This window comes from Cellulomonas humilata (assembly GCF_030814415.1).
In the GTDB taxonomy this organism is placed as follows: Bacteria; Actinomycetota; Actinomycetes; order Actinomycetales; family Cellulomonadaceae; genus Cellulomonas; species Cellulomonas humilata_A.
Genome location: NZ_JAUSVB010000002.1, coordinates 423457 through 444700, shown reverse-complemented (window position 1 = coordinate 444700; position 21244 = coordinate 423457). Strand labels below are relative to the sequence as shown.

Annotated in this window: 22 protein-coding genes; 9 read left to right on the top strand and 13 right to left on the bottom strand. The window is 74.5% G+C overall.

Annotated features, from left to right (window positions below; translation table 11 throughout):
• Positions 1–14: 14 nt before the first annotated feature.
• Genes cydB through J2X26_RS08165 form a run of 4 tightly spaced genes read left to right on the top strand, consistent with a single transcriptional unit; the run spans position 15 to position 6113 of the window.
• Positions 15–1073 (top strand): cytochrome d ubiquinol oxidase subunit II, encoded by a 1059-nt coding sequence (gene cydB, locus J2X26_RS08180; RefSeq protein WP_307491328.1) that lies wholly within the window; start codon positions 15–17, stop codon positions 1071–1073.
• A complete protein-coding gene (gene cydD, locus J2X26_RS08175; RefSeq protein ID WP_307491326.1) occupies positions 1070–2707 on the top strand; it encodes a thiol reductant ABC exporter subunit CydD in 1638 nt (545 codons plus the stop codon). Before cydB ends, cydD begins: the two co-directional genes overlap by 4 nt.
• Positions 2704–4419 (top strand): thiol reductant ABC exporter subunit CydC, encoded by a 1716-nt coding sequence (cydC, locus tag J2X26_RS08170; RefSeq protein ID WP_307491324.1) that lies wholly within the window; start codon positions 2704–2706, stop codon positions 4417–4419. Before cydD ends, cydC begins: the two co-directional genes overlap by 4 nt.
• Before the next feature lie 14 nt (positions 4420–4433).
• A complete protein-coding gene (locus J2X26_RS08165; RefSeq protein WP_307491323.1) occupies positions 4434–6113 on the top strand; it encodes a GAF domain-containing sensor histidine kinase in 1680 nt (559 codons plus the stop codon).
• 16 nt (positions 6114–6129) lie between these two features.
• Here the strand turns inward: J2X26_RS08165 and J2X26_RS08160 are convergent, their stop codons facing one another.
• Positions 6130–6756: a response regulator gene (locus J2X26_RS08160; protein WP_307492238.1), complete on the bottom strand. Its 627-nt coding sequence runs from the start codon at positions 6754–6756 to the stop codon at positions 6130–6132.
• Between the two features lie 84 nt (positions 6757–6840).
• Between J2X26_RS08160 and J2X26_RS08155 the strand changes: the two genes are divergently transcribed.
• The gene (locus J2X26_RS08155) at positions 6841–7758 is read left to right on the top strand and encodes an NAD(P)-dependent oxidoreductase (RefSeq protein WP_439897839.1); all 918 of its coding nucleotides are present in this window, start codon (positions 6841–6843) and stop codon (positions 7756–7758) included.
• Here the strand turns inward: J2X26_RS08155 and mutM are convergent.
• The 6 genes from mutM to coaD form a co-directional block, all read right to left on the bottom strand.
• Positions 7755–8657: a bifunctional DNA-formamidopyrimidine glycosylase/DNA-(apurinic or apyrimidinic site) lyase gene (gene mutM / locus J2X26_RS08150; RefSeq protein WP_307491320.1), complete on the bottom strand. Its 903-nt coding sequence runs from the start codon at positions 8655–8657 to the stop codon at positions 7755–7757. The two genes, J2X26_RS08155 and mutM, sit on opposite strands and share 4 nt — an antisense overlap.
• A 1-nt stretch (position 8658) precedes the next feature.
• Positions 8659–9351, bottom strand: a complete 693-nt coding sequence (gene rnc / locus J2X26_RS08145; RefSeq protein WP_307491319.1) for a ribonuclease III — start codon at positions 9349–9351, stop codon at positions 8659–8661.
• 58 nt (positions 9352–9409) lie between these two features.
• Positions 9410–9607, bottom strand: a complete 198-nt coding sequence (gene rpmF, locus J2X26_RS08140; protein WP_055913037.1) for a 50S ribosomal protein L32 — start codon at positions 9605–9607, stop codon at positions 9410–9412.
• 2 nt (positions 9608–9609) lie between these two features.
• Positions 9610–10188, bottom strand: a complete 579-nt coding sequence (locus J2X26_RS08135) for a YceD family protein (RefSeq protein ID WP_307491318.1) — start codon at positions 10186–10188, stop codon at positions 9610–9612.
• Positions 10189–10297: 109 nt separating this feature from the next.
• A complete protein-coding gene (locus tag J2X26_RS08130) occupies positions 10298–10789 on the bottom strand; it encodes a hypothetical protein (RefSeq protein ID WP_307491316.1) in 492 nt (163 codons plus the stop codon).
• Complete coding sequence (gene coaD, locus J2X26_RS08125) at positions 10786–11274, bottom strand: pantetheine-phosphate adenylyltransferase (protein ID WP_307491315.1); 489 nt, start codon at positions 11272–11274, stop codon at positions 10786–10788. Before coaD ends, J2X26_RS08130 begins: the two co-directional genes overlap by 4 nt.
• A gap of 64 nt (positions 11275–11338) precedes the next feature.
• On the opposite strand from coaD, the gene J2X26_RS08120 reads away from it, so the two are divergent.
• A complete protein-coding gene (locus J2X26_RS08120; protein ID WP_307491313.1) occupies positions 11339–11983 on the top strand; it encodes a GNAT family N-acetyltransferase in 645 nt (214 codons plus the stop codon).
• On the opposite strand, the gene rsmD is transcribed toward J2X26_RS08120, so the two are convergent.
• The 5 genes from rsmD to J2X26_RS08095 are packed head-to-tail and all read right to left on the bottom strand — an operon-like array spanning position 11938 to position 18651.
• A complete protein-coding gene (rsmD, locus tag J2X26_RS08115) occupies positions 11938–12498 on the bottom strand; it encodes a 16S rRNA (guanine(966)-N(2))-methyltransferase RsmD (protein WP_307491312.1) in 561 nt (186 codons plus the stop codon). The two genes, J2X26_RS08120 and rsmD, sit on opposite strands and share 46 nt — an antisense overlap.
• The gene (locus tag J2X26_RS08110; protein WP_307491311.1) at positions 12495–14120 is read right to left on the bottom strand and encodes a DUF6297 family protein; all 1626 of its coding nucleotides are present in this window, start codon (positions 14118–14120) and stop codon (positions 12495–12497) included. The genes rsmD and J2X26_RS08110 overlap by 4 nt, the downstream gene beginning before the upstream one ends.
• Positions 14117–14809: an ABC transporter ATP-binding protein gene (locus tag J2X26_RS08105; protein WP_307491309.1), complete on the bottom strand. Its 693-nt coding sequence runs from the start codon at positions 14807–14809 to the stop codon at positions 14117–14119. Before J2X26_RS08105 ends, J2X26_RS08110 begins: the two co-directional genes overlap by 4 nt.
• A 42-nt stretch (positions 14810–14851) precedes the next feature.
• On the bottom strand, positions 14852–17125 hold the full coding sequence (locus tag J2X26_RS08100; RefSeq protein ID WP_307491308.1) for an ATP-dependent DNA helicase RecG: 2274 nt from the start codon (positions 17123–17125) through the stop codon (positions 14852–14854).
• A 2-nt stretch (positions 17126–17127) separates the two neighbouring features.
• On the bottom strand, positions 17128–18651 hold the full coding sequence (locus J2X26_RS08095; RefSeq protein WP_307491306.1) for a DAK2 domain-containing protein: 1524 nt from the start codon (positions 18649–18651) through the stop codon (positions 17128–17130).
• Positions 18652–18932: 281 nt separating this feature from the next.
• Here J2X26_RS08095 and rpmB point away from each other — a divergent pair, with 281 nt between their 5' ends.
• A complete protein-coding gene (gene rpmB / locus J2X26_RS08090; protein WP_029289091.1) occupies positions 18933–19124 on the top strand; it encodes a 50S ribosomal protein L28 in 192 nt (63 codons plus the stop codon).
• An 85-nt stretch (positions 19125–19209) separates the two neighbouring features.
• Positions 19210–19734, top strand: coding sequence for a GNAT family N-acetyltransferase (locus tag J2X26_RS08085; RefSeq protein ID WP_307491301.1), 525 nt, complete (start codon positions 19210–19212; stop codon positions 19732–19734).
• Positions 19735–19737: 3 nt separating this feature from the next.
• On the opposite strand, the gene J2X26_RS08080 is transcribed toward J2X26_RS08085, so the two are convergent.
• Complete coding sequence (locus tag J2X26_RS08080) at positions 19738–20718, bottom strand: thiamine-phosphate kinase (protein ID WP_307491300.1); 981 nt, start codon at positions 20716–20718, stop codon at positions 19738–19740.
• A 47-nt stretch (positions 20719–20765) separates the two neighbouring features.
• On the opposite strand from J2X26_RS08080, the gene J2X26_RS08075 reads away from it, so the two are divergent.
• Entirely contained in the window at positions 20766–21242 is a 477-nt protein-coding gene (locus J2X26_RS08075; protein ID WP_307491299.1) for a DUF3515 family protein, read from the top strand.
• Positions 21243–21244: the final 2 nt, after the last annotated feature.

The window sequence follows — 21244 nt, the reverse complement described above, 5'->3', positions numbered from 1 at the left end:
CGGAGCCGACGACCATGGAGCTCACGACCGTCTGGTTCATCCTCATCGCGGTCCTGTGGACCGGCTACCTCGTGCTGGAGGGGTTCGACTTCGGCGTCGGCATGCTCCTCGGCCTGCTCTCCCGCGGCGACCGCGTGGCCAAGGACCGGGACCGCCGCGTCATGATCAACACGATCGGCCCGGTCTGGGACGGCAACGAGGTGTGGCTGCTCACCGCGGGCGGTGCGACGTTCGCGGCGTTCCCCGAGTGGTACGCCACGATGTTCTCCGGGTTCTACCTGCCGCTGCTGCTCATCCTCCTCGCGCTCATCGTGCGCGTGGTGGCCTTCGAGTGGCGCGGCAAGATCGACGACCCGCGGTGGCGGTCCCTGGCCGACCGGTGCCTGATGGTCGGGTCGTGGGTGCCCGCCGTGCTCTGGGGCGTGGCGTTCGCCAACCTCGTCCGCGGCGTCGAGCTCGACGCCGACCACCAGTACGTCGGGGGCTTCTGGGCGCTGCTCAACCCGTTCGCCCTGCTCGGGGGCGCCACGACGGCGCTGATCTTCCTGACGCACGGTGCGGTGTTCCTCGCGCTGAAGTCGGACGGGGACGTCCGCGCCCGTGCCGGGGCGTTCGCGGCCCGGTCGTCCGTCGTGACGCTGGTCGTGGCGGGTGCATGGGCCGTGTGGACGCAGGTCGCGTACTCCGTGCCGTGGACGTGGGCGGCCGTCGTCGTCGCGGCCGGGGCACTGGTCGTGCTCGTGGTCGCAGCGCAGCGCCGCTCGGAGGGCCTCGCGTTCACCGCGTCCGCCGTGGCGATCGTCGCTGCCGTCGTGCTGATCTTCGGCTCGATGTACCCCGACGTCATGCCCGCGTTCGACCCGGCCAACTCGCTGACCGTCACCAACGCGTCGTCGACCGACTACACGCTCACCGTGATGACCTGGGTGGCCGCGTTCCTCACGCCGCTCGTCCTGCTCTACCAGGGCTGGACCTACTGGGTGTTCCGCAAGCGGATCTCCGCGGACCGGATCCCCGACCACACCGGCCTGACCTTCGACAAGCTGCCCGCCCTGAGCACCCCTGAGAAGTGAGGCCGCTCGACCCACGCCTGCTGCGGCACGCGCGAGCCGCCCGGGGTTACGTCGCCCTCACGGCGGCGCTCGGCGCGGTAACGGCAGCGTTGGTCGTCGCCCAGGCGCTGCTGCTCGCGCACGCGCTGGGTGCCGCCGTCTCGGACGGCGCCACGCTGGACGTCCTGCGCCCGACGATCGCGTGGCTCGCGGCCGTCGTGGCGGTCCGGACGCTGGTCACCGCGGTGCAGGAGCGCTTCGCGCACCGCGCGGCCACCCGGACGGTCGGCGAGCTGCGCGAGCAGGTCGTGGCGCACGCCGTGGCGCTGGGTCCGCGATGGCTGGCCTCCGGCGAGGGCCCGGCAGTGGTCACGCTCGCCACGCGAGGGCTCGACGCGCTCGAGCCGTACTTCGTGCGCTACCTGCCGCAGCTCATCCTCGCGGCGACCGTCACGCCGGGCGTCCTGCTCGTGGTGCTCGGGCTCGACTGGGTCTCCGCCGCGATCCTCGTCGTCGTGCTGCCGCTGGTGCCGATCTTCATGGTCCTCGTCGGGCGGCTCACGCAGGGCAGGTCCGAGCAGGGCCTGGTCAGCATGCAGCGGCTCGGTTCGCAGGTCCTCGACCTGCTCGCCGGCCTGCCGACGCTGCGGGCGCACGGACGGGAGCGCGGTCCCGGTGCCCGCGTGCGGACGCTCGGCGACGCGCACCGTCGGGCGACCATGGGGACGCTGCGCATCGCGTTCCTGTCAGGCATGGTGCTGGAGCTGCTGACCACGTTGTCGGTGGCTCTCGTCGCGGTCGGCATCGGGCTGCGACTGGTGGAGGGGAACCTCGACCTGGTCACCGGGATCGCGGTCCTCGTCCTGGCGCCCGAGGTGTTCCTGCCGCTGCGTCAGGTCGGGGTCCAGTTCCATGCCGCGGCCGACGGGGTCGCGGCGGCGGGGCGTGCGTTCGAGGTGCTGGAGACCCCCGTTCCCGCCGCGGGGACACGGACGGCGCCCGACCTGCGGACGGCGGTCCTGCGCCTCGACGACGTGGCGGTCCGGACCTCGGGCGGCAGCACGCCGCACAACCTCGACCTGGTGCTGCGACCGGGCACGGTCGTCGCACTGACCGGTCCGAGCGGCGTCGGCAAGACCACGGCGCTCGAGATCGCGCTCGGGCTGGTCCGACCCGACGAGGGCACCGCCTCGATCGACGGCGTGGACCTCACCGAGGTCGATCCCGCGTCCCTCTGGGCACAGGTGTCCTGGCTGCCGCAGCGACCCGTGCTCGAGCCGGGCACGGTGGCGGAGCTCGTCGGCGGCGACGACGGCTCGCGCGCGACCGCCGCCGCGCTCACGGGCCTCGACGCCGTGCTCGCGACCCTGCCCGACGGCTGGGCCACCTCGCTGGGCCGCGGCGGCGCGGGCCTGAGCCTGGGCCAGCGCCAACGCGTCGCGCTGACCCGCACGCTGCTGTCGAGCACACCGCTGGTGGTCCTCGACGAGCCCACGGCACACCTGGACGCAGCCGGCGAGCAGGTGGTCCTCGACACCGTCCGCGCGCTGCGGGACGCAGGCAGGAGCGTGCTGCTCGTGGCGCACCGCCCGTCGCTGGTCGCGGTGGCCGACGACGTCGTGCAGGTCCGGTCGACCGCTGCGGTGCTCGCATGACCCGGGGCACGCTGCGCCGCGCGGTCCGGCTCCTCGACCTCGATCCGCGCCGGTTCGCGCTCGCCCTCCTGCTCGGGACGCTCGCGCTCGGCTGCGGGGTCGCGCTGGCCGCGGTGTCGGCCTGGCTGATCGCCCGCGCCTCGCAGATGCCACCGGTGCTCCAGCTGTCGGTCGCGACCGTCGCCGTGCGCGCGTTCGGCATCGGCCGCGGGGTGCTGCGCTACCTCGAGCGACTGGTGTCCCACGACGTCGCCCTGCGTGGCATGACCGAGCTGCGCACGACCCTGTACGAGCGGCTCGCGGTCGCCCGGCCCGAGACGCTCCTGCGGGTGCGGCGCGGGGACCTGCTCGCGCGGGTCGGCGCGGACGTCGACACGGTCGGTGACGTGGTGGTGCGGGGTCTGCTGCCGGCGGGGGTCGCCGCGGCGCTCGGCGCGGGCACCGTGCTCGCCATGTGCGCGTTCTGGCCCCCGGCCGGCCTCGCGCTGGGCGTGTGCCTCGTGCTGGCGGGCGTCGTCGCCCCCGCGATCGCCGCCCGCGCCGCGCACGGCACGGAGCAACGCGCCCTGCAGAGCCGCGCGGACATGACCGCGACTGCGCTCGGCCTGCTGGACGACGCCGGTCCGCTCCTGGTCGGCGGCCGGGCGGACGCCGAGCTCGCGGCGCTGCGCGCGTCCGACCGGCGCCTCGCGGCCGCCACCGACGCCGGGGCCGGTCCCGCCGCGATCGCTGCCGGGCTGGGCCAGCTCGCCGTCGGAGCCGCGATGCTGGCGGCCCTGCTCACCGGCGTCCCGGCCGTCGGTGCCGGGCTGCTGTCGCCCGTCGAGCTCGCCGTGGTCGTGCTCACCCCGCTCGCGGCGTTCGAGGCGACGTCGCTCCTGCCCGCCGCCGCGATCCAGGTCCAGCGTTCCCGCGCCGCGGCGGCCCGGGTGCTCGCACTGCTCGACGCCCCGACGGACCCACCGGCCACCGACGACGCCCCCGGCCGTCCCCCGCTCGTCGCGACGGACCTCGCCTGCGGCTGGCCGGGCACTCCCCCGGTCGTCACCGAGCTGGCGCTCGACCTGCGGCCCGGCCGCTCCGTCGCCATCGTCGGACCGTCCGGCACGGGCAAGACGACCACGCTGCTCACCCTCGCAGGACTGCTCCCCCGGCAGGCCGGCACCCTCACGCTCGACGGGCACGACGTCGAGCACCTCGACCGGCACACCGTCGCCGCGGCGGTCGTCGTCGGCACGGAGGACGCCCACGTCTTCGGGACCACTGTGCTGGAGAACCTGCGCGTCGCGCGCGGTGATCTCACCGCCCCGGAAGCCACCAGCGTCCTGGCCCGGGTCGGCCTGGCGGAGTGGCTCGACGGTCTCCCCGACGGGCTCGACACCGTCGTCGGCCCGGACGCCCGCACGCTGTCCGGCGGCGAACGACGCCGGCTGCTCGTCGCGCGGGCCCTGGTGTCAACCGCGCCGCTCCTCCTCGTCGACGAGCCCGCCGAGCACCTCGACCCGGAACGCGCGGACGCCCTGGTCACGGACCTGCTGAACGACCCGCGCGGGGTGGTCGTCGTCACCCATCGGCTCAGCCCGCTGGCCGCCGCCGACGAGGTCCTCCTGCTCGACGCCGGACGCATCCGCGCGCGTGGCGCGCACACCGAGCTCCTGGCGACCGTCCCGGACTACCGTGACGCGTGGGAGCGAGAGCGCGCGACCGACTGACAGGAGACCGGACCGTGGCCGAGCAGACGCGTTCGGGTCCGCCGCCGATCACGCACGACGCCGTGGTCGCCGCGGTCGTGGCGATCACCGGCGAGCTCGAGCTGTCCACCGTGCTCGAGCGGTTCGTCGAGGTCGCCGCTGACCTCACCGGAGCCCCATACGGGGCGCTCACGGTGCTCGACGAGCGCGGGGTGTCCACGGCCCTCGTGTCCACCGGCGTGCCGGGGACGGTCGCCGAGGTCCTGCGCACGGCGCCCATCGCGCTCGGTGCACTCGGTGAGGTCCCCGAGACCGGGACGCTGCGCCTCACCGACGTGCGCGAGCACCCGGCGTTCCGCGGCATCCAGCCCGACCACCCGTCGGAGGTCGCGTTCCTCGGTACCTCGGTGCGCGTCGGCGGACGCGTGTTCGGTCTGCTCTACCTGTCCGAGAAGGCCGGCGGCTTCACCCAGGAGGACGAGGACGTCGTCGCATCGCTGACCTCGGCAGCCGAGGCAGCGATCACCAACGCGAACCTGTACGCCGACGCGCAGCGGCGCGAGCACTGGCTCCGCGCCGGGCAGGACCTCACCACCATGCTGCTCGAGGGCATCGACGAGGAGGACGCGCTCGAACGCATCGTCTCGACCGCCCGGGACGCCGACCAGGCGGACGCAGCGGCGCTGGCGCTTCCCGGGGTGGGCGGCGAGCTGCTCATCGAGGTCGCGGTGGGTCGCGAGCGTCAGAAGCTGCTCGGCACTCCGATGCCTCCCGGCTCTCGGGCGTGGACGGTGATCACGGAGGGCAAGGGGCTGATCACGTCGTCCCTCGCCCGAGCCCGCACCGTCGCCACGCCCGCCATGCGGTCGTTCGGTCCGGCCTTGTTCACCCGTGTGCCGGCGCCCGGCGGCGCTGTCGGGGTGCTGATCCTGCTGCGGAAGGTCGGCGCACCCCCGTTCGAGCCGAGCGACCTGATCACCGCGGAGTCGTTCGCCGCCCAGGCAGCGCTCGCCACCCAGCTGGCCGCCGGACGTCACGCCCACGACCTCGCGGCTCTGCTGGACGAGCGCGAACGCATCGCCCGCGACCTGCACGACCTCGCCATCCAGCAGCTGTTCGCGACGGGGCTGCAGCTGGAGACCGTCCGACGACGTGCGGCCCGCGGCGTGGACGCCACCGAGCTGACCGCCATCCTCGACGAGGCCCTCGACAACGTCGACGGCTCGGTGCGGCAGATCCGGCAGATCGTGCACGACCTGCGGGACCCGGACGCCACGACCGGCCTGGTCGAGCGGCTGGTGCGGGAGACGTCACTCGCGCGGACCGGCCTCGGCTTCGCCCCGTCCTTCGTCGTCAGCCTCGACGCTGTCACGGTCGTCGGGGGCAGCCTCGACGAGGACAGGCTGAACGGTCGGGTCGGTCCGGAGCTGACGTCCGACGTGGTGGCGGTCGTGCGCGAAGGGCTGGCCAACGCAGCCCGGCACGCGCGGGCCTCGGCCGTCGCCGTACGCGTGCACGTCGTCGGCGCGGGCTCGCAGGGCTCCGTCCGGGTCGAGGTCGAGGACGACGGCGTGGGGCTCCCGGCGGACGGCCGCCGCAGCTCGGGCACCCGGAACCTCGCGCAACGCGCCCGTCAGCACGGGGGGACCGCACAGATCGGCGCGCGTCGCGACGGCCCCGGCACGCTGCTCACCTGGGAAGCACCTCTGGAGTGACCCCGAGGACGCCGGCTCAGCCGCCCGGCTCGACCCGCCAGCTCGTGCGTGCTCGCGACGCCACCCACGCCGCGACCTGGGTGCGGCGCTGCAGGCCCATCTTCGCGAGCACGGAGGTGATGTGGTTCTTCACGGTCTTCTCGACGACCCCGAGCCGTTCCGCGATCTCGCGGTTGGACATCCCCTCGCCGATGAGCTCGACGACGCGCAGCTCGCTGGGCGTCAGTCCGTCCGTCGGGTCGTCGTGACGGGCCTTGTGCCGGGTGACCGTCCGCTGGTCGAGCAGGACCCGCCCCGCCGCGACCGCGCGGATCACCTCCGTGATCTCCGCACCGCGCACGGACTTCAGCAGGTAGGCGGCTGCTCCCTCGTCGAGCGCGGCCGCCAGCGCGCCGTCGTCGTCGAACGACGTCAGGACGATCGCCCGTGCCTCCGGGAGCCGTTCGCGCAGCGCACGCAGGAGCTCGATCCCGGTGCCGTCCGGCAGCTGCAGGTCCACGAGCACGATCTGGGGCCGGACCAGGTCGGCTCGCCGCACCCCGTCCGCCACCGAGCCGGCCTCCGCGACGACCGTCATGCCCTCGGCCCGGTCCACCACCTCCGCGATGCCCCGACGGACCACCTCGTGGTCGTCGACGATCATCACGGTGATGGGACCTGCGGAGGCGCTGGGTGAGGCCACGATGGCATCGTAGCCAGAGTGACGACACTGCTGCTGCCCACGACGATGTCCGACGACCCGACCGTGCCTGCCGACGTGCGGGTGGTGCGCTACGACGTGCACGCACCGGTGCCCGACGACGCACTCGATGCCGAGGCGCTCGTGCTGTGGGGCAACGATCCGGAGCAGACGGCCGACGCCGCCCGCCGCCTCACGGCACTGCGGTGGGTGCAGACGCTCGCGGCGGGCCCGGACGCGGCGCTCGCGGCGGGGTTCGCGGACGACGTCGTCCTCACCTCGGGACGGGGGCTGCATGACGGGCCGGTGGCCGAGCACACTCTCGCGCTGGTGCTGGCGGCGGCCCGACGGCTGCCGGACCTCGTCCGCGCGCAGGCGGAGCGCCGCTGGGCCGGCGAGCTCGGTGGCATGCAGGACGCCCGGAGCGCACCCGAGTTCCGGTCGCTCGACGGCGCGCACGTGCTGATCTGGGGCTTCGGGTCGATCGCCGCCCGGCTGGCGCCGCTGCTCAGCGCACTGGGCGCGCAGGTCACGGGCGTCGCGACCGTCGCCGGTGACCGGCACGGCTACCCGGTGATCTCGGCGTTCGACCTGCCGGACCACCTGCCGCACACCGACGTGCTGATCTCGTTGCTGCCCGCCACCGAGCAGACCCGGCACGCGGTCGACGCCGGCGTCCTGTCCCTGCTGCCCGCGCGGGCATGGGTGGTCAACGTCGGCCGCGGTGCGACGCTCGACGAGGCCGCGCTGCTCGACGCGCTCCGGTCGGGCCGGCTGGCAGGCGCCGCACTCGACGTGTTCGAGACCGAACCCCTCCCGGCCGACTCCCCGCTCTGGGACGAGCCCCAGGTGCTGATCAGCCCGCACGCCGCGGGCGGTCGCCCGAGGGGCGCCGGGGAGCTGGTGGCCGCGAACCTCACGGCGTTCCTGTCCGGGGGCCAGCTCCGCAACGTCGTCGCGCGCTAGAAGCGGCCTCTGCGCGGACGCGGCTGGCACCGCGGGCAGCTGTAGGACGAGCGGTTCATGAACTCGTCGCGGCGCACCGGGGTGCCGCAGCGGGGGCACGGTCGGCCCTCCTGCCCGTACACCGCGAGCGAGCGGTCGAAGTACCCCGAGGCGCCGTTCACGTTCACGTAGAGCGCGTCGAAGCTGGTCCCGCCCTGCACGAGGGCCTCGGTCATCACCTCGGCCGCACCGTCCAGCGCGCGCTCGACCTCGGCCCGGCGCAGCGTCTCCGTGGGCCGCGCGTAGTGCAGCTGCGCCCTCCAGAGGCCTTCGTCGGCGTAGATGTTGCCGATCCCGGACACGACCGTCTGGTCCAGCAGGGCGCGCTTGATCCCGGTCTTCCGCCGACGCACCGCCGCGACGAGTGCCGCGCGGTCCAGCACCGGGTCGAGCAGGTCGCGGGCGATGTGCGCGACAGGCTCAGGGACGACCGGACGCGGGGAGCCGAGGCCGCCCGGTGCACCGTCCGGCGTCGGGACGAGGTCGGGGACGCTCAGGTGCCCGAACGTGCGCTGGTCGACGAAGTCCAGGGCGGACCCGTCGTCGAGGTCGAGCCGGACGCGCAGGTGGGGGTGCTCCGGGCGCTCCTGGCCCGCCGCCCGGACCAGCAGCTGCCCGCTCATGCCCAGGTGCGCCATCAGGGCGTCGTCGTCCTCGTCCAGCAGCAGCCAGAGGAACTTGCCGCGCCGGACGGCCGCGTCCAGGCGTCGGCCGCGCAGCCGTCCCGCGAAGTCCAGGGGGCCGTCGACGTGGCGCCGGACGCTGTAGTCGCGCCGCACCTCGACGCCGGTCACCGTGCGGCCCAGCACGTGCCGCGCCAGCCCGTCCCGGACGGTCTCGACCTCGGGCAGCTCCGGCACGTCAGGGCTGTAGCTGCGCAGCGAGCACCCGGTAGGCGTCCGCGGCGGCGTCCTGCTCGGCGAGCTTCTTGGCCGGACCGACGCCGACGCCGCGCGGCTCACCGGCGACGATGGCGCGCGCCGTGAACGTGCGCGAGTGGTCGGGCCCCTCACCGCTGACGTCGTAGCTCGGCGCACCGAGGCCGAGGGCCGCCGACAGCTCCTGCAACGACGTCTTCCAGTCCAGGCCGGCGCCGAGCTCCGCCGCGGCGACCAGCGAGGGTCCCACGAGGCGCTCGACCACCGCGCGGGCGGTCTCGACGCCGTGGTTCAGGTAGACGGCCCCGAACACCGCCTCGAGCGTGTCGGACAGGATCGAGTCCTTGTCCTGCCCGCCCGTCGACAGCTCGCCCTTGCCCAGCAGCACGTAGCTGCCGAGGTCGAGCTCACGCGCGACGAGCGCGAGCGCGCGCTGCGACACCGTGGCGGCCCGCATCTTCGCGAGTGCGCCCTCCGGCAGGTCCGGGTGCGCGCGGTACAGCGACTCCGTGACGACCAGCCCGAGCACCGCGTCGCCGAGGAACTCCAGGCGCTCGTTGGTCGGGATCCCGCCGGCCTCGTGCGCGAACGAGCGGTGCGTCAGGGCAAGCACAAGAAGCTCGGGGTCCAGATGGACCCCGAGCTTCTCGTGCAAGAGCTCTGCCGCGGCACTCACGCCGGTCCTCCGGTCATCGAATGCTCCACGGCGGGGCGCGTCGCCCACGAGCCTCAGGTCAGCGAACCTCGAACTCGGTACGGACGGCCTCGGCGTAGGCACGGTCCTTGTAGGTACCGCACGACGGGCACGCCGTGTGCGGCATCTTGTTGGCCTTGCACTGCGGGCAGGTGTGGAGCGTCGTGGCAGTGGTCTTCCACTGCGACCGACGCGCACGGGTGTTGCTGCGCGACATCTTGCGCTTCGGAACAGCCACGGCTAGCTCTCTTTCGTCTCGTCGTTCGAACCCAGCAGGCCGCTCAGGGCGGACCAGCGGGGGTCAAGCGTCTCATGCGAGTGGTCAGGGTCGTCCGCCAGCCGCGCGCCACACTCGGAGCACAGACCGGGGCAGTCGGGACGGCACAGCGGCTGGAACGGCAGAGCCGGCACGACCGTGTCCCGCAGCGCAGGTTCCAGGTCGACCAGGTCGCCCTCGAGCTCGCGCACGTCCTCCTCGTCGTCGCCGTCCTCGACCGCGACGGCCGCGCGCTCGGGGTAGACGTACAGCTCCGTGAGCGAGACGTCGACATTCTCGACGACCTCACCCAGGCAGCGCACGCACTCCCCGATCGCCCGACCACGGACGGATCCGGTGACCAGGACCCCCTCCATGACCGCCTCGAGCCGCAGATCCAGCTCGACGTCGGTCCCGGTGGGGATGCCGATCACGTCGGTACCGAGATCATCCGGAGCACCCACGGTGCGCTGCACGGTCCTCGTCGATCCCGGACGTCGACCGAGCTCGTGCGAATCGAGCACGAACGGCGAACGGGGATCGAGGTGAACAGGGCGCGGCACGGCCAGGGTCCCCTCGTTGATCTCGGTCCAGCCATGAGCGGCAGAACCAACGGATAACTCTACGGCACAGGTCAGGGGCCACCCAAATCCTCTGGGAGTGGCGCAGGTCTCACGTCTCGTCGACGCCCAACCGCCCTGCGAGCTTGGCGCGGCCTGCCTGCACCTGGCTCAGCACCTTGCCCAGGTCGATCTCGAAGTCCGCCAGCCGGCGGTCGCAGTAGTCGTCGGCGTCCCGCCGGAGGCCCTCGGCCACCTGCTCGGCCTCCGCGACCAGTTCCGCGGCGCGCTCCTGCGCGGCGACGACCACGGCCTCCCGGTCGACCAGCTCCGCGGCCTGCGCCCGCGCCTGCGCCAGGAGCGCATCGGCGTCCGCCTGCGCGACCGACCGGGCGGCGTCCGCGTCGGCCAGCACCTCGTCGGCCCGCGAGAGCTGGCTGGGCAGCACGTCCCGCGCCTGGTCCACCAGGTCCAGCAGCTCGGCGCGGTTCACCAGCACCGACGACGACATCGGCATCGCCCGGGCGTTCGCGACCGCCGACGCGATCGCGTCCAGCACGCCGGTGAGGCCCTCGGGCCTCGTGGTCGGGTCCTCGTCGGTCATCCTGCGTCCCCTCCTCGTAGTGCTGCTCGCACCGCCTCCGCGACGCCCGCCGGTACCAGGTCGTCGATCGGACCGCCGTAGCGCGCCACGTCCTTGACCAGCGACGACGCGATGTGCGCCAGGGCCTGGTCGCCCACGACGAACACGGTCTCGACACCCGACAGGTGCCGGTTCATCAGAGCCATCGGCAGCTCGGCGTCGAAGTCGGCGCCACCGCGCAGCCCCTTGACCACGGCGACCGCACCCACCGTACGGACGAAGTCGGCGAGCAGCCCGTCGACGGCCTCGACCCGCACCCCGTCCACGTCCGCGAACGCGGCGCGCGCCAGGGCGACCCGTTCCTCGACCGGGAGCAACGACGCCTTCGACGAGTTCCGCGCGACCCCGACGACGACCTCGTCGAACATCGAGCGCGCGCGCCGGACGACATCCACGTGCCCGAGCGTGAGGGGGTCGAACGACCCGGGGCAGACGGCAGTGGTCACCTCGTCAGGGTAGGCCAGCGCCCCGCTCCGACCACCGGAACGCGCGGCAGCCCTACCCTCGGGCATGGCTTCCGACGTCGTCCTGAGCCGAGCGACCGCCGCCGACTCCCCCGCGGTCCGAACCGTCCTGGCCCGCGCCTACCGCACCAACCCGCTGATGGCGTGGGCGTTGCCGGACGCCAGCACCCGCGAGGACGCCTGCGCGGCGTGGCTCGGCCCTTCCGTCGACCGCTACCTGGCGGTCGGTCGTGTGCACGTCGCCCGGCTCGACGGTCGCGTCGTGGGTGTGGCCGCGTGGCGGCTGCCCGGTGCCGCGACGCCGCCGGGCACCCTGCCGTCGCCGGCCGGGGTCCTCGCCGCGCTGGTCGGCCGCGCGCGGGCCGGCGAGGTCTTGGCCGCGCTCGGCTCCGCGGCCCCGCTCGCACCCGAGCGGCCCGCGGCCTACCTCAACTACCTCGCCGTCGACCCCGACCTGCAGGGCCAGACGATCGGCCGCCGGCTGGCCGACGCCGGGATCGCGGCCGCCGACGCGAACGGCCTCGGCACCTACCTCGGCACGACGGATCCGCGGAACCTGCCGTTCTACGGCCGGCTGGGGTACGTCGAGGCGGGTGCGGTGGCGCTCGGACCGGACGGCCCCACGCTCACGGTGCTGCACCGCGATCAGGACCCGGCGAGCTCCGCGAACCACATGACGGTGTCGCCGTAGGCGCGCCGGTCGAGACGCACGAGAGTCGGCGGCCAGGTCGGCTCCGGGGTGCGTGATGCCCGCTCGACGACGACGACCCCGTGGTCCGTGAGCGCGTGCCCGATCCCGGTCAGCACCCCGGCGAGGTCGTTCTCCGGCAGGTCGTACGGCGGGTCGATCAGCACCAGGTCCCAGGGCGCGACCGCCGGCCGCGCTGCGAACCGCTCGGCCTTCTCCGCGACCACCTGCACGGTCGTCGCCGCCAGGCCGAGCGTCGTGACGTTGCGGCGGCAGACGTCGGCGGCGTCGCGGGCCGACTCGACCAGCGTCACGTGCGCGGCGCCGCGGCTCGCGGCCTCGATGCCGAGCGCGCCCGACCCGGCGTACAGGTCGAGCACGCGCGCGCCGTCGACCACGTCGAGGTGCTCCAGGCGGGAGAACAGGGCCTCCCGGACGCGTTCGCTGGTCGGCCGGGTCCCGGCGCGCGGCACCTGCAGCACGCGGCCACCGACCGTGCCCGCGACGATCCGGGTCACCGGCGCGCTCCGGCCCGCTCCTGCTCCTGCGCGTCCATCAGGGACTCCATCAGGGACCGCGTGCGGATGGACGAGGCGATCGCCACGGCGATGACCGCCAGGAAGATCTGCGAGTACAGCAGGGGCGCGTTCACCGTCCGGAGCAGCACTGCGATCCACACCGGCAGCAGACCCAGGATCACAAGGTCCGGCCCGCGGGCCAGCACGGTGGCGACCCCCGTCGGCAGGGCACCCATCGGCGTCGACACGAGCGCGCCGCCCCAGTCGGGGGCCGGTCGGTAGGACCCCCGCACGGCCGCGGCGGCCCACACGGGCGTCGAGGCGATGCCGAGCGCGATCCAGCCCGGGACGTCGGACGCCCACCGACCGACGGCCGCGAACGCGACGACCGACCACAGCAGCATCGCCGCGGCCGGCACGACCATGCGCAGCCGCCGGACCGTCTTGGCCTCCAGGGGCAGCAGCCGGTCGAGGATCGGCGCCATCTCGGCGCGCCGGGCACCCTCGCCGGTCGCGCTCGTCGCGACGGAGCCCGCGACCAGCAGGGCGAGCAGGACGCCGACCGGGCTGGCGAGCTGCGGCACCGTGCTGACGAGCACCGGCACCAGCGCCGCGACGACGAGCTGCACCATGTGCCGGGCCGAGCGTCGCAGCACCACCAGGTCGGCCGTGATCAGCGCGGACACGGGACCGCGAGCCGTGATGAGGGGCGAGATCCACCGCCGCACGGGCGCGGCCGCGCCGTCCGTCAGCGCGCGACCGAGCTCGCGGGAGTCCATCGAGACCACCGCGCCGACGGCCTGCGTGGCCACCGACCCGCTCTCCCGCAGGGTCCGCGAGGGGATCCGGCCCAGCCGACGGTCGACGAGGACCGCGAGCAGGACGATCACGGGGACGAGCCCGACCACGAACCACCACGGTGCACCGGGCACCTCGTCGACGGACCAGCCGACCCGCGCGAGGACCACAGCAGCGACCGGGGCCAGGAAGAGCAGGACGTCACCGGCGAGCGCGATGGAGCGCCGGGACACGCTCGCCGACTGGCCCACGGCGGCGAGCAGGACGATCCCTGCCGCGACCAGGGCCGCGGTGGACGCCACACGGACGACGCGCAGGCCCGGGTCGGCGAGCAGTCCGGCGTCCAGGAGGGCGACGAGCAGCGCACCGACGAAGCCGGCGAGCAGCGGCAGGCGACGCGCCGCGGGACGCAACAGCCCGCGGCGGTCGACCGGCAGCGCGAGCCACCAGGCGGCCTCCGCTCCCCCGGCTCCGACGGGGCCGAGCCGCCCCGCGAGCGACAGCAGCGCCCCGGCGAGCGCCACGATGATGACGACGACGAGCGTCGCCAGGCTCAGCGTGAGCGGCGTCTCCACCTCGGGCGCGGGCGGCAGGGCCGCGCGCATCGCCTGCGCGAACCCGAGCGCGATGCCGGCGCTGATCGCGATGCTGATGACCGCGTAGTAGACGCCACCCAGCAGCGAGCCGATGCTGGCGCCCCCGCGGGAGTTCGCCGCCTGGGACGTGAACCGGCGGATGCTCTTCGCGGACGGCACCGCGCCGACCTCGAAGGGCTGGACCGCGGGCTCGTCGTCGTGCTCAGGCTCGTGGTCGTGGTCGGTCACGGGTTCTCCCGCGAGATCAGGTCGGCCGCCTGGTCGGTGGGTAGCAGCCGGGTGACGTCGTCGGCGACGTGCACGGCCCGGTCGGCGACCGCCCGGAGCAGGTCGGGGTCGTGCGTGGCCAGCAGCACGGACCCGCCGGCTGCCTTCTCCGCGACGATCCGCGCGGCGAGCCGGTCGCGCATCGCGCGGTCGAGCCGTTGCTCGGGCTCGTCGAGGACGAGCAGGGAGCGCGGCCGGACGAAGCCCGCGGCGAGCAGCAGCCTGCGGCGTTGACCCGACGAGAGCGCGACGGGCAGCGACCGGGCGTGGTCGGCGAGCCCGAACTCGGCGAGCAGCTCGGCGACGACCTCCTGCGCGCCGTGCACGCCGTGCCCGCGGGCGGTCAGGTACAGGTGCTCGGAGACGGTGAGCGCCGGGAAGTACGCGTCGTCGTCGAGGACGCTGGCCACCTTGGTGCGGAACGCGACGTCCCGCTCGTCGACCGGGCTGTCGAACACGCGGAGCGTGCCGCCCGACGGCTCGAGCAGCCCGATCACCGCCCGCAGGACCGTCGACTTCCCCGAGCCGTTGGCGCCGACGAGGGCGAGGACCTTGCCGGGTGCCAGCGTGAACGTCACGGGTGCGCACACGGGCGCCCCGCCGTAGCCGACGATCAGGTCCTGGGCGCGGATGACGGGCTTCTTGGGCACGTGCGTCAGGGTATGCGAGGTCGCAGCTCGCTGAGGCAGCGCTCAGCTCTGGCCGAGGAACTCCTCGCGCCCGTCGGCCAGCTGCAGGTCGATCGCGGAACGCAGCGCCGGCCACGCGGTCAGCTCCGGGTCGGCCTCGACCAGCGCGCGGGCGTCGTCGCGCGCCCGGTCGATGACCGCGCCGTCGCTCACGATGCGCAGGAACCGCAGCGTGCCGCGCTTCCCGGACTGCGCCGAGCCGAGGACGTCGCCCTCCTTGCGCAGCTCGAGGTCGACGCGCGCGAGCTCGAACCCGTCCGTCGTCGCCGCCAGCGCACCCAGCCGCTGGGCGGCGACGGTGCCCTCGGGCGCGTCCGCGACGAGCAGGCACAGGCCCGGGGCGCTCCCCCGGCCCACCCGGCCGCGCAGCTGGTGCAGCTGCGAGAGACCGAAGACGTGGGCGTCGAGGATCACCATGATCGTGGCCGCGGGAACGTCGACACCGACCTCGATGACGGTCGTCGACACGAGCACGGGCGTGCGTCCGGAGGCGAAGTCGGCGATGGCCCGGTCCTTCTCCTCGCTCGTCATGCGCCCGTGCAGGAGGCCGACCTCCAGGCCACCCAGCCGCGGGTCGGTCCGCAGGGTCTCGGCGACCTCGAGGACCGCGCGCAACGGCTTCTTGGGTGCGCGCTGCGCGGCGGCCTGCGCCTCTTCGACGGTGGCCGGCTCGTCGGGCACGAGGTCGGCGCCGTCGGACTCCTCGTCGGCGTCGATCCGTGCGCACACGACGAACGCCCGACCGCCGCGCTCGACCTCCTCGCGCACCCGGCTCCACGTCCGGTCCATCCAGGGCCGGTTGTCGGCCGGCACGACGTGCGTGGTGATGCCGCTGCGACCGGCCGGGACGTGCCGCAGCTCCGAGATCTCCAGCTCGCCGAACACCGTCATCGCGACGGTGCGCGGGATGGGCGTCGCGGTGGTCACCAGCAGGTGGGGGGCGTTCGCGGCCTTGGCCTGCAGCCGTCCGCGCTGCTCGACGCCGAACTTGTGCTGCTCGTCGATGACCACGAGCCCGAGGTCCGCGAACTGCACCGGGTCCGAGAGCAGCGCGTGCGTGCCGACGACGATCCCCGCCTGGCCGCTCGCCGCCTCCAGCAGGTTGCTGCGCCGCTCGGCCGTGCTCTGCGCCCCGGTGAGCAGCGCCACCCGGGTGCCGATCTCCGAGCCACCCAGCAGGCCGCCCTCGGCGAGGTCCCCCAGCAGCGCGCGCAGCGTGCGGACGTGCTGCGTGGCAAGGACCGACGTGGGTGCCAGCAGCGCCGCCTGCCCGCCCGCGTCGACCACCTGGAGCATCGCCCGCAGCGCCACGACGGTCTTGCCCGAGCCGACCTCTCCCTGGAGCAGCCGCTGCATGGGGTGCGGCCGCGCGAGGTCGGCGGCGATCTGCTCCCCGGCCGCGACCTGCCCGTCGGTGAGGACGAACGGCAGCCGCGCGTCGAACGCCTCCAGCAACCCACCGGAGCGGGCCGGGCGCGCGGTCGACTCCTCCCGCTGCGCGTGGGCCCGACGACGCGCCAGCTCGGCCTGCAGGACGAAGGCCTCCTCGTACCGCAGCCGTGCCTGGCCCTTGCGCCAGTCGTCCTCGGTCTGCGGCACGTGCACCCCGCGCAGGGCGCTCCAGCGCGACGCGAGATGGCGTTCCGCGCGCACCGGCTCCGGCACCGGGTCGGGCACGTCCTGCTCGGTCAGCGGCTCGAGCGCAGCCCGGACCGCCGCGCGGATCTTGTCCGACTCCAGCCCGGCCGTCGCCGGGTAGATCGGGATCGGCCACTCCGCCTCCTCGAGCGCGACGGCCTCGTCGACCTCGTGCCCGAAGATCGCGTACGTGGGGTTGGCCAGCTGCAGCCGCCCGTTGAAGATGTTGATCTGCCCGGAGAACAGCCCGAGCGACCCCGGCACCAGACGCTTCACGTGGAAGTCCGCGGCGCCCCGGTGCGGCATGAAGATCACCAGGTCGAGCGTGCGGGCGCCGTCGGTGACCTTGGCCTCGACGCGCGGCTTGCCCGTCCGCTGCGCCAGCTTGACCTCGGCGCTGCGCACCTGCGCGACCAGCGAGACGTTGCGGCCCACGGCCAGGCTGGCGATGTCGGTGACCTCGCGCGAGTCGGCGTAGCGCCACGGGTAGTGGGACAGCAGGTCCCCGACCGTCTCGATGCCGAGCGTCGCGAACTTCTTCACCTCGGCGGGCTTGCCGTGCACACGCTCGTCGAGCGGGTCGACGTGCGTGTGCACGCTGTCCTGGTACGTGATGCCCTTGTTCTTGCTCGTCGCCACGGTCAGTCCAGCCCGAGCACGAGGGCGGGCCCGTGCCCGGTCGGTCCGACCACCGTCGCCTCGATCCCGGGGTGGTGCGTCGCCAGGTGCGCGACGAGGGCGTCCAGGAGCGCCCCGTCCGGCGCGTCGCGCCCCAGCACCGTCAGGCTCTCGGCGGGCGTCGGCCGAGGCGTCCGCACGAGCGCGTCGACCGCGTCGGCGACGGCGTGCACCGACGCGGCCTCGACGGTGCGGACGCCCAGACGGGCCAGCGCCGCCTGCGCAGCAGTGCGACCCTGCGCCGTCGGGCCCTCGCCGGCCAGCGCCAGCGACCCGACGACGGCGCGCACCTCGTCGGCCGCGTCGAGCGTCTCGATGACCACGCCCGGGACGGACGGCGCCGTCGAGACCTCCGCACCCGTTCCCGGCAGGAGGACCACGTGCGCCGCGCCCGTGTCCGTGACCGCGCGCTCGAGGTGCTCGGCGCGGACGGGCGCCTCGGGACAGCGGACAAGCACGACCGCACCCGCCGCCGCGTACCAGGCGGCGAGGTCCGGCGCCGCGGTGCAGACCACGACACCCCATCGTTCCCGACCGTCCGCCCGGTCGTGCAGCGCCGACCCGCCCGCGTGCGCCCCGGCGAGGAGGCGGACGAGGATCTGCTCGCGCCGGCCCAGCGCGGCCGCGGTGATCGCGGCGGTCGGCTGGTCGGTGTGGACGTGCACGTGCCACCAGCCGTCCCCGCCGACGACGGCCACCGAGTCCCCCAGCGCGCCCATGCGCCGTCGGAGCTCGGCCCCGGTGTCGACCGCAGCGCCGTGGGCCGCGGCGTCGTCACTGACCAGCAGCATGACCTCGTACGCACCGCCCGTCGTCTCCACCGACGCGTGGTCCGCGGCGGTCGTCGGCAGCCAGTCGAGCGGGACGTGGACGGGCCGCTCGTCACCGACCGCGCGGGCCAGCGCGTCCAGGACGACCAGCAGGGCGCAGGCGCCGGCGTCCAGCACGCGCGCGGCGCGCAGCACGGGGTGCACGGCACTGATCCGCCCGAGCGCGCGCAGGGCCTCCGCGACGCTCTCCGCGAGCGTCGTCGCCAGGTCCGCGCCCGCGTCGGCCGCGGTAGCCGCAGCGCCCGCGACGACGTCGGCCAGCGTGAGGACCGTGCCCTCCTGCGGTTCGACGGTCGCCTCGCGCGCTGCCCGGGCCGCCACCGTCAGGGCGTGCGCGACCTCGGGTGCTCCCGCCCGCGCCGGCAGCGCGCGAGCGAAACCCGTCAGGTACTGGCTGACGATGACGCCGGAGTTGCCGCGCGCCGCCAGCAGGGCGCCACGCCCGAACGCCCTCGCCACGTCCGCCGCCGCGGCGTCCGCCGGCACGAGCGCGACCGCGTCGGCACCGCCCACGACGGTCAGCAGCACGTTGGTACCCGTGTCCGAGTCGGCGACCGGGAACACGTTCACGGCGTCGATCCGGTCCGCCGCCGCCCCGAGCGCCGTCCGTGCCGCCATCGCCCAGGCGCGCAACGCCGCTGCCTCCAGCAGGTCCACCGCACCTCCGTCGTCTCGTCCGCGTCCCACGCCCACCAGGCACCAGGCAGACCCACTGTGACGAAGCACCACCCTGCCTCATCACACCCACATTTGGGCCGACGTGCTCGATGGGCTAGTCTTGACCGGTTGCCCGGCCATGCTGGGCACTGGTGGTGCCCGGTGGCGGCCCCCGAATCCTTGTCCGGAAACGGTACGGAGACGGTGTCGCTCGTGCGCCCCGACCCCTGACTTCGCCGCACACGCGGCTCATGATCCGCAAAGAGCAACAGGAGAAGACCGTGGCTGCCAACTGCGACGTCTGCGCCAAGGGCCCGAGCTTCGGGCACAGCATCTCGCACTCGCACGTGCGCACGAAGCGGCGCTGGAACCCGAACATCCAGCGCGTGCGTGCCGTCGTCGCGGGGACGCCCAAGCGTCTCAACGTGTGCACGTCGTGCCTCAAGGCCGGCAAGGTGCAGCGCGCCGTCTGACGTCGACCCGACGCATTCGAAGGCCCGCGAGGTTGTCACCTCGTGGGCCTTCGTCATGTCCGATCCGTGTGGCAGGGTGACGTCCATGGTCGAGCAGCTGGACGAGGTGACGATCCGTGTCGCCACCGAGGGGGACGCTTCAGGCATCGCCCGGGTGCACGTACGGTCCTGGCAGGAGGCGTACGCGGGCATCGTGCCCGACGCGTACCTCGCCTCCCTCGACGCGGGCGAACGCACCGCGCAGTGGGGCCGGTACCTGCGCGAAGGGCCGGCCGACGAGATCCGTACCTGGGTCGCTCTCGCGGCGGACCGCGTGGTCGGCTTCGTCACCGTCGGGCCCAGCCGCGACGAGGACGCACGCCGCGGTGACCGGGAGATCTTCTCCATCTACCTCGACCCGGGCACGTGGGGCCACGGCGTCGCCCGCGACCTCATGCGGACCGTGATCTCGGAGGTCGGCGACAAGACCACCGTGACGCTCTGGGTACTCGCCGACAACGAGCGGGCCCGGCACTTCTACCGTCGGCACGGCTTCCAGGCGGACGGTGTGGACCGCTACGACGACATCGGCGGCGCGAGCCTCCTCGAGGTCCGGTACCGCCGCGGCTGAGCCTCACCCCGCGAAGTGGTCCCAGCCTGACCGGGCCGGGGCAGGCACGCCGTCGACGGTCACCCCGGCACCCTCGGTCACGCGACCGACGGCTCGGAACGGCGCCGGCAGCGGGGAACCGGCCGGGAACGTCGCCAGCAGGCCGTGATCCTCGCCACCGTCCAGCACCCAGCGCTCGGCCACGGCGCCGAGCTCGTTCGCGACAGTGCGCAGCCGGTCGCGGTCCGGGGCGAACGCGTCGGCGAAGAGGTCGATCCGCACCCCGCTCGCGCGCGCGATCCGGCCCGCGTCGCGCAGCAGCCCGTCGGACACGTCGAGCATCGCGGTGGCACCCGCGCTCGCGGCGACCGGCCCGGCCGCCAGCGGCGCGACCGGGCGCAGGTGGGCGTCCACGAGCGCACGGTCCAGCTCCCCACGGCCCGCCTCCAGCAGCGCGAGCCCTGCCGCGGACTCACCGGCCACACCGGCGTGCGCGAGCACGTCTCCCGGCCGCGCGCCCGATCGCAGCACCGGCGCGCGTCCCGCGAGGTCCCCGTGCGCCGTGACGGCGACGACGACGGCCGGCCCACCCGACAGGTCTCCCCCGACGACGCCCACCCCCAGAGGTGCGCACTCGGCGGCCAGCCCGCGCGCCAGACCCTCCACCCACGCCACGGGCAGGTCACCCGGGATGACCAGGGCGACGACGATGCTCGTGGGCCGCGCACCCATCGCGGCGACGTCGGCCAGGTTCTGCACCGCGGCCCGTCGACCGACGTCCTCGCCCGAGGACCACGCCCGGCGGAAGTGCCGGTCCTCGACCAGCACGTCCGTGGTGACGACGAACCTGCCGTCCGGTGCGGCCACGACTGCGGCGTCGTCACCGGGCGGGACGTGCGTGTCGGCACCCAGCGGCAGGAGCGGGAAGATGCGGGCGAGGAGCGCGTCCTCGGACAGCTCGGCGACCAGAGGGCCGTCGGACGGTGCGCGGGTGTCGGCGGTCACCCCGACACGGTAGAGGTTCGGCGCGGCCCACGGGTTACGGTGAGCCGGTGCCCCGGATCCGCCGACGACTGCTCCTGATCGCCCCCGTCGCCGGCATCGCGGCCCTGGGCGGCTGCGCGGTCACCGTGCCCGTCGAGGTGGCACCGAACGCCACCGAGCCGGTGTGCGCGAGCGTCGTCCTGGCGATACCGGACTCGCTCGGCGACGGGCTGCCGCAGCGGGACACCACGGCGCAGGCGACGACCGCGTGGGGCGACCCGGCGGCCCCCGTCGTCCTGCGGTGCGGTGTCGAGCCGCTCGGGCCGACGACGGAGCACTGCCAGACCGTGGAGACCCCGGGCGGCACCAGCGTCGACTGGGTCGTCGTCGAGGGCGACGACGGCTGGACGTTCACCACCTACGGTCGCGAGCCGGCCGTCGAGCTGCACGTCCCGGCCGAGGTCGCGGCGGAGCGCTCGACGGCGTTCGTCGACCAGCTCGGCCCGGCGGTCGCGCTGACCGAGCAGGTCCGGTCCTGCATCTAGCC